A 7,254-nucleotide genomic window follows, 5' to 3' on the forward strand; every position below is an offset into this window, starting at 1 on the left:
AAGATTAGAGATATCAGATTTAGTACTTTGTGAACCTAAAATTCATGAAGATAATTTATATAAAACTATAACTAAGGAATAAATAGTATGATAAAAGATAAAAGATTTTTAGGGGTAATTGTAAATATAGTAGTATCTATATTTTCTTTATATTTAGTGGCATTTTTACTAAATAAAGAGCTTAGTTTTACAATTTTAGTTGTAGTTATAGGTTTTAGAATATTAGCCTCTTTTTTACTTTTTGATGATTATAAACTATCATGGTCAAAAGCTTCTACAAAAACAGGACTTATGAAGATAGTTTTGGCTTTGATTGCTTTTGCTATTTATACACCTATTTTATACTATTTTTACAGTGTACCTTTTAATCTTTTATTTATAGATTTGGTTTTTTATACATTTATGGTAAATATTTTAGTTTATGTTTATAAATATTTTTATTCAATAAAAGGAAATAAAAAAACAAAATCGCTAGTAATTTATGGAGCAGGGAAAGCAGGGCTTCAATTACAAAGAGAGTTTTTAAGCAGTGAATACAAGCTTATTTGTTTTATAGATGATGATGAGATTTTACATCATAGAAGTATAGATGGTATATCTATTTTTTCAAGAGAAAAGTATAGTTCAAATTATGTAAAAAATAAATTTGATTTAATGATTATTGCTATGCCATCAGCTTCTCAAGAACAAATTAAATCAATATATGAGTCTATGCAAGATAAGTTTGAAAAAATAAAAATATTGCCAAGTATGCAAAATATTTTAAAAAAAGAGTTATTTGTCAAACAGTTAAAAGATATTGGAGTTGAAGATTTACTTGCACGTTATCCAAAAGATTTAGATAAAAATGCTATACAAAATTTTATTAAAGATAAAACAGTTTTAATCACTGGAGCTGGTGGAAGTATTGGAAGCGAAATATCAAGACAATGCAAAGCTTATGGTGCAAAACAACTAATATTAGTGGATCATAGTGAGTTTAATCTTTATTCAATTTTAGAGGAATTACAAGATGAAAATATTATTCCTATTATGCAAAGTGTTAAAGATATAGATATTTTAGAGAGTACATTTTCTAAATACAGACCTCAAATTGTAATTCATGCAGCTGCTTACAAGCATGTTCCTTTGGTAGAACACAATATTTTAGAAGGTATTACAAATAATATAATAGGTACAAAAAATACCATAGATTTATCTATAAAGTATGGAGTAGAAAAATTTGTTTTAATATCAACAGATAAAGCAGTTCGTCCTACAAATGTAATGGGAACTACAAAAAGAATTTGTGAGTTATATGCTCAAAATGTAGATTCTAAAAATACAGAAATTGTAGCTGTACGATTTGGAAATGTTTTGGGAAGTAGCGGAAGTGTAATTCCTAAATTTAAAGCCCAAATAGAAGCTGGTAAAAATATAACTGTAACTCATCCAGAGATTACAAGATATTTTATGCTCATTCCAGAAGCATGTGAACTTGTACTTCAAGCTGCTAGTATTGGAAAGGGTGGAGAGATATTTATTCTTGATATGGGTGAACCTATAAAAATAGTTGATTTGGCTAAAAAAATGATAGAGCTAAGTGGAAGAAGTGAGATTGGAATAGAGTTTTGTGGTTTAAGATGTGGTGAAAAACTATATGAAGAGCTTTTAATAGATGATAGTGATAAAAAAACACAGTATGAATCAATCACAGTTGCTAATTCAACTTTTTTTGATATGGAAGAATTAAATAAAAAAATAGAAGAGTTGATTGTTTGTGAAGATAAAATATCAAAACTTAAAGAGATAGTTCCAGAATTTGATCATAGGTTGAATTAATTTTATTCTTACTTTTGGATGTAATATCTTTTGCTGGAATAAAAGAACCATTTCCACAAAAACCAACAGCATGATTCACTTTTTCTTTTAAATTTTATTAAATTAGGGCGTGATTCTAGTATTTGTAGGTTAATAGTAAATTAACTTAGCTTCAAATAAAAAATATATAAAAGCTCAATTAAAATATTGTAAGAAAAGTATTAAAAATAGTGCAGCAACTATTGTTTGTACAGTTATTATTGATGTTATTAAAGGTAAATCACCACCCAATTGTCGTGCAAGAATAAATGAACTAGGAGCAGTTGGCATAATAGCAAATAGAACTAATATTGCTATCATTAAATTATCTAGTGAAAAAGAGATTGCTAAAATATAGATTATAAGTGGTAAAACTATAAACTTTGCAATCATAGTGACAGTTAAATCTTTTTTTGCACTTTTTATCTCTTTTAAAACTAATGTATAACCAATAGATATTAAACCCAAAGGAAGAGCTGCACTACTTAATATTTTTAGTAGATTTTCTATGCTAATTGGTATTTTTATTTCAGAAAAGTTTATTAAAGCTCCTAAAACACAAGAAATTATCAAAGGATTTTTTACAATAGATTTAAACAAATAGAAAAAATCAATTTTGCTATTGTTTGAATATAAAGCAAATATTGAAATAGATAAAATATTTAAAAAAGGTATTGCAAAAGTTATAATAATTGCAGCTAATACTAAACCTTTCTCCCCAAAAATAGAGGCACTAAGAGCTAAAAATACATAAGTATTAAATCTTATTCCACCTTGAACTATTGAAGTAAAAGAGCTATTTTGAGTAGGACTTATTTTATTAAATATCATTAAAATTATCATAGTGATAAATATTGCAAGAAGACAAACAGATATAAAAGTTATGCTACTTGAATCAATTTTAGCTTTGGATAGAGTAAATATCAGTAATGCTGGCATTAATATATAGTATGTTAGTTTATCAGCCATTGGCCAAAAATCATGTGAAGGAAAACTTATTTTTTTAAATAAGTATCCAATCACAATTAGTGAAAAAATAGGAATAAGGCTAGTAAATATATGTTCCATTTTTTAATTTTTGTTTTTTAACATCTCTTTTAATATAATTTTTCCACCTTCAACACCTGGTTGGTCATAAGTGTTTATTCTTAGCAATTTCCCTACAATTGAAGTTAAAAGTTCATAGTAAAATAGAAGTTTTCCTATTTCATATTCGCTTATCTCTTCTAACTCTATTAAATCAATAGGAATATCTTTTTTATACTCTTTAACTGATGCTATTGTAGCATCTGCTTGAAGATTTATTAACTCTTTAAAATCAAGATTATTTATATAATCAAGCTCTTCTAATCCACTTAAACTAATAGGAGCAATTTTTGTATCATCTTTAAAATCTTTAATTTTTATAAATGTTACAGTTTTATCTCTTTTACCTTCTACAATTAACTGTAAAAATGAGTGTTGGTCAACTGGTCCTAAAAGCCCAATTGGAGTTAAACCTTGATTTGTGTTATTTGCATCAATTTTTCCAAGGCTCTCCCCCCAAAGTTGTATATACCACTTATTAAAACCTTCAAGAAGTTGTGAGTATGAGAAAACTGCATTTATATTGTAAACATCTTTGTATTCATAGTAAGTTCTAGCTTTTTTTATTAAATGAGTAAAAAGTTCATACTGTTCAAAAAATGATGTAGATATTTTTCTAGCACCATTTAAAAGCTCATCAATATCAAAACCAGCTAAATATAAAGGAACTAATCCAACATTTGATAAAACAGAAAATCTTCCACCAACATTTTTTGGAATATCAAAAGTTTTTATATCATTTACTTTTGCAAAACTGTTTAGTTTGCTATCATTTTCTGTTATTACTAAAAGGTTTGATTTATCCATTTTTATAATAGAACTTAAGTATTTAAAAATTGAAATAGTTTCAATAGTTGTACCAGATTTTGAAATAACTATAAATAAAGTATCTTCTAAATCAAATTGAGAGATTGTTCCATTTAAGTTTACAGGGTCTGTACTTTCAAAGAAAAAAATCTCTTTTTTTAAAGATTTATTTTTTTGTTTGTGGTATTTTAAGAAATTGTATATTGCATAAGTTCCTAAAGTACTTCCACCAATTCCAATTATTGCAATATTTTTTTGTTTAAAATCAAGAGAATCTAACTCTTTTTTTAAGTTAGTTATATCTGCATGAGGCAAAGAGTAGTAACCTATCTCTTCACGCTCTTTTTTTATCTCTAAGAAAATATCTTCATCGCTTAGAGATACTTTTGGATAATATAGATTGTTTTTCACTATTTTTTCCCGTTATCTTTTTTTTCTTCTTTTTTCTCATTTTTTATAGATTTATCATAAAAGTAGTTTGTAGCTTTTACAAATCCATCTATACTTCCACAGTCAAATCTTTCACCTTTAAATTTATAAGCTAAAACCATACCATTTTTTGCTTGAGTTAAAAGTGCATCAGTAATTTGAATCTCTCCACCTTTACCTGGTTTTGTCTCTCTTATAATGTCAAAAATATCTGGAGTTAAAATATATCTTCCAATAATTGCTAAATTTGAAGGTGCAACTTCTGGTTCAGGTTTTTCAACCATATCTTTTACCATGAAAATTCCTGGTTCTATCTCATTTCCAGCAATTACTCCATATTTATTTGTATCCTCTTTTGGTATCTCTTCAATTGCTACAATAGAGCAGTTATATTTTTTATATAGTTCAACCATTTGAGATAAAACACCTTTATCAGGTGCATCACATAAGTCGTCTGCTAGAAGGACAGCAAATGGTTGATTTCCAATTAAGTTTTCACCACATAATATTGCATGACCTAAACCTTTCATCTCTATTTGTCTTGTGTATGAAAAAGTACATTTTGTAATAACACTTCTAATCTCCGTTAAATAGTGTTCTTTACTAGTTCCTTTTATTTGATGTTCAAGTTCATAAGATATATCAAAGTGATCTTCAATAGCTCTTTTTCCTCTTCCTGTTACAATAGACATATTCTCAATACCAGCAGCTAATGCTTCTTCAACTCCATATTGAATAAGTGGTTTAGTAAGTACTGGTAACATCTCTTTTGGAGTTGCTTTTGTTGCTGGTAAAAATCTTGTACCATATCCAGCAGCTGGGAATAGACATTTTTTGATTGGATTGTTTGTATTGCTCATATTATTTTCCTTGTAATTTATTAAATAGATTTATTAATGCATCTTCATATACTTTTGCATTTTCTTGATTATTTGCTTCAAATCTTGTTACTAATTTTGGAGTTGTGTTACTAGCTCGAACTAATCCCCAACCTTTTTCAAAAATAACTCTTACACCATCAACAGTAATGATATCCTTGATTTTTGGAAAATATGAAGGTGGATTTTGTAAAGCAACTTTTAAATCTTCAATGATTTTAAATTTTGTATCTTCTGTTACAGTTATATTTATTTCAGGTGTTGAGTAAACTTGTGGTAGAGCTTCAAACTCTAAATCAAAATCAAAACCAGCATCGATTAACTCTAAAGCTCTAAATGTTGCATAAATTGCATCATCGTATCCAAAGTATCTATCATTGAAGAATAGATGCCCTGATACTTCAGCCGCAAAATCTGCATTTGTCTCTTTAATTTTAACTTTTAAATTTGAATGCCCTGTTTTATACATAATAGCTTTACCATAAGAGTTTATAGTGTCATACATAACTTGTGAGCATTTTACCTCCCCTATAACTGTGGGGTTTTTCATATGTTTAGAGAAGAATATTGCTAAGATATCACCTTTAAAGTTATATTTTTTTGAAAGTAGGGCGATTCTATCTGCATCTCCATCATAAGCAAAACCAAAATCAAACTCTCCGCTTGCTAACTCTTTTTTAATATCTTCTAAAGTGTGTTCGTCACTTGGATCTGGATGATGATTTGGAAAATTTCCATCTGGATCTTCAAATAAAATTTTATTTTTAATATTTAATTTTGTTAAAATTTCACCTAAAACAACACCAGCAACACCATTTCCACAATCAAAAATAAACTTTTTATTTTCAAGTTTTAAATGTTTGAAGCTTTCAACAATGTAATCAATATATCTATTTTTTGAATCAATTTGTATAACAGCTTCGTTATCACTAATATTTGAATTATCTGCTAAAATATCTCTTCCTAAAGAATAAATATCTTCTCCAAAAAATGGCTCTTTATTTAATGTTATTTTAAAACCATTATATTCAGGAGGATTGTGTGAACCTGTAATCATAATAGAACCATCACATTTGTATCCATCTATTTCATTAAAATTAGCAAAGTAGTTTGCAGGAGTTGGAACTAATCCCATATCCAAAACTTTTAAACCAGCTTTGTTTATTCCTGAACTTAACCAACCTTTTAAAGTTGGTGAATGAAGTCTTGCATCATAACCAACAGCCAAAAAAGAAGCATTTGGAACTCTTTTTAATAGTGCCTTTGCTAAATAAAACCCAATTTTTTTTACAATATCTTCGTTTAATTCCTTTTGAAATATCCCTCTAATATCATACTCTCTAAAAATAGATGTACTCATTTATATTACAACTCCTATAGTATAATTAAAAAATTGTGAAATTTTATCTTAAAATCGTTAAATAATTGTATATACCGATAGTTTAGGCATTCTAAAATGTCTTGTGCTAGATTTGTGCAAAACTATAATTTTGACTATCTAAATATGAAAGATATATAAGAGCAATAAATTTTACAAATAATTTTTCATTAAGTTAAAATCTTATAAGCCTTTTTCTAGTAATTTTAAACTAAAATACTATCAAAAATGGAGCTGATGGATGATTACTCTTTATGTCGATGGTGATGCTTTTCCAAATTTGCTCAAGCCAATATTACTTCGCTCAATAGAGAGATTACAGATTAAAACATATGTAATAGCAAACAAAAAGATAAATATAGGCGAGTCTTGTTACGTCGAGTACATAATCGTAGATACCTTTGCAGATGAAGCAGACAATAAAATAGTAGAGATGTTAGAAGAGGGCGATTTAGTTATTACTGCTGATATTCCACTTGCAGATAGGGTGATAGAAAAAAATGCGCATGCAATTGACCACCGAGGTGAGCTTTATAATGTGGATAATATCAAACAATACTTAGCTATGCGAAATCTTATGGAGAGCATCCGTGATAGTGGTGAGATTACAGGCGGACCAAAACCATTTTCACAAAAAGATGCGCAAAGGTTTGCGAACCAGCTCAATAGTTTTTTGATTAAATATTATAATTAACTCAACTTTCGCACATAAAACCTAACTGTTTTTTAGTGTAAAGCCTGAGCATTAGTATGATTTGTTCTAAATCTTTATTTCTCTTGACAATTTGAGTAGATTCAATCAATTGTTCTAATATTTTTAGAAACAGTTCCATTGAA

At 27.7% G+C, this 7,254-nt stretch carries 6 protein-coding genes; 2 read left to right on the top strand and 4 right to left on the bottom strand.

What is annotated here, in order from left to right; all coding sequences use genetic code 11:
* The first annotated feature begins 87 nt into the window (after nucleotides 1-87).
* Nucleotides 88-1,821, top strand: coding sequence for a UDP-N-acetylglucosamine 4,6-dehydratase (configuration-retaining) (gene pglF / locus CJ670_RS09355; RefSeq protein ID WP_105939768.1), 1,734 nt, complete (start codon nucleotides 88-90; stop codon nucleotides 1,819-1,821).
* 174 nt (nucleotides 1,822-1,995) lie between these two features.
* Here pglF and CJ670_RS09360 read toward each other — a convergent pair whose 3' ends face one another.
* The 4 genes from CJ670_RS09360 to CJ670_RS09375 are packed head-to-tail and all read right to left on the bottom strand — an operon-like array spanning nucleotide 1,996 to nucleotide 6,399.
* Nucleotides 1,996-2,907, bottom strand: a complete 912-nt coding sequence (locus CJ670_RS09360) for an AEC family transporter (protein ID WP_105939769.1) — start codon at nucleotides 2,905-2,907, stop codon at nucleotides 1,996-1,998.
* A 3-nt stretch (nucleotides 2,908-2,910) separates the two neighbouring features.
* On the bottom strand, nucleotides 2,911-4,143 hold the full coding sequence (locus CJ670_RS09365) for a glucose-6-phosphate isomerase (RefSeq protein ID WP_105916255.1): 1,233 nt from the start codon (nucleotides 4,141-4,143) through the stop codon (nucleotides 2,911-2,913).
* Nucleotides 4,143-5,021, bottom strand: coding sequence for a UTP--glucose-1-phosphate uridylyltransferase GalU (galU, locus tag CJ670_RS09370; RefSeq protein WP_066153873.1), 879 nt, complete (start codon nucleotides 5,019-5,021; stop codon nucleotides 4,143-4,145). Before galU ends, CJ670_RS09365 begins: the two co-directional genes overlap by 1 nt.
* 1 nt (nucleotide 5,022) lies before the next feature.
* Nucleotides 5,023-6,399 carry a phosphomannomutase/phosphoglucomutase gene (locus CJ670_RS09375; RefSeq protein ID WP_105939770.1) on the bottom strand — a complete coding sequence of 459 codons (1,377 nt, stop codon included), beginning with the start codon at nucleotides 6,397-6,399 and terminating at the stop codon, nucleotides 5,023-5,025.
* 259 nt (nucleotides 6,400-6,658) lie between these two features.
* On the opposite strand from CJ670_RS09375, the gene CJ670_RS09380 reads away from it, so the two are divergent.
* On the top strand, nucleotides 6,659-7,111 hold the full coding sequence (locus tag CJ670_RS09380) for a YaiI/YqxD family protein (protein ID WP_105939771.1): 453 nt from the start codon (nucleotides 6,659-6,661) through the stop codon (nucleotides 7,109-7,111).
* Nucleotides 7,112-7,254 lie beyond the last annotated feature (143 nt).

Source organism: Arcobacter cryaerophilus gv. crypticus (assembly GCF_002993025.1).
GTDB lineage: Bacteria > Campylobacterota > Campylobacteria > Campylobacterales > Arcobacteraceae > Aliarcobacter > Aliarcobacter cryaerophilus_B.

Coding starts and splice junctions, on each gene's coding strand:
- pglF (WP_105939768.1), top strand. CDS start 88: ATGATAAAAGATAAAAGATTTTTAGGGGTAATTGTAAATATAGTAGTA.
- CJ670_RS09360 (WP_105939769.1), bottom strand. CDS start 2,907: ATGGAACATATATTTACTAGCCTTATTCCTATTTTTTCACTAATTGTG.
- galU (WP_066153873.1), bottom strand. CDS start 5,021: ATGAGCAATACAAACAATCCAATCAAAAAATGTCTATTCCCAGCTGCT.
- CJ670_RS09375 (WP_105939770.1), bottom strand. CDS start 6,399: ATGAGTACATCTATTTTTAGAGAGTATGATATTAGAGGGATATTTCAA.
- CJ670_RS09380 (WP_105939771.1), top strand. CDS start 6,659: ATGATTACTCTTTATGTCGATGGTGATGCTTTTCCAAATTTGCTCAAG.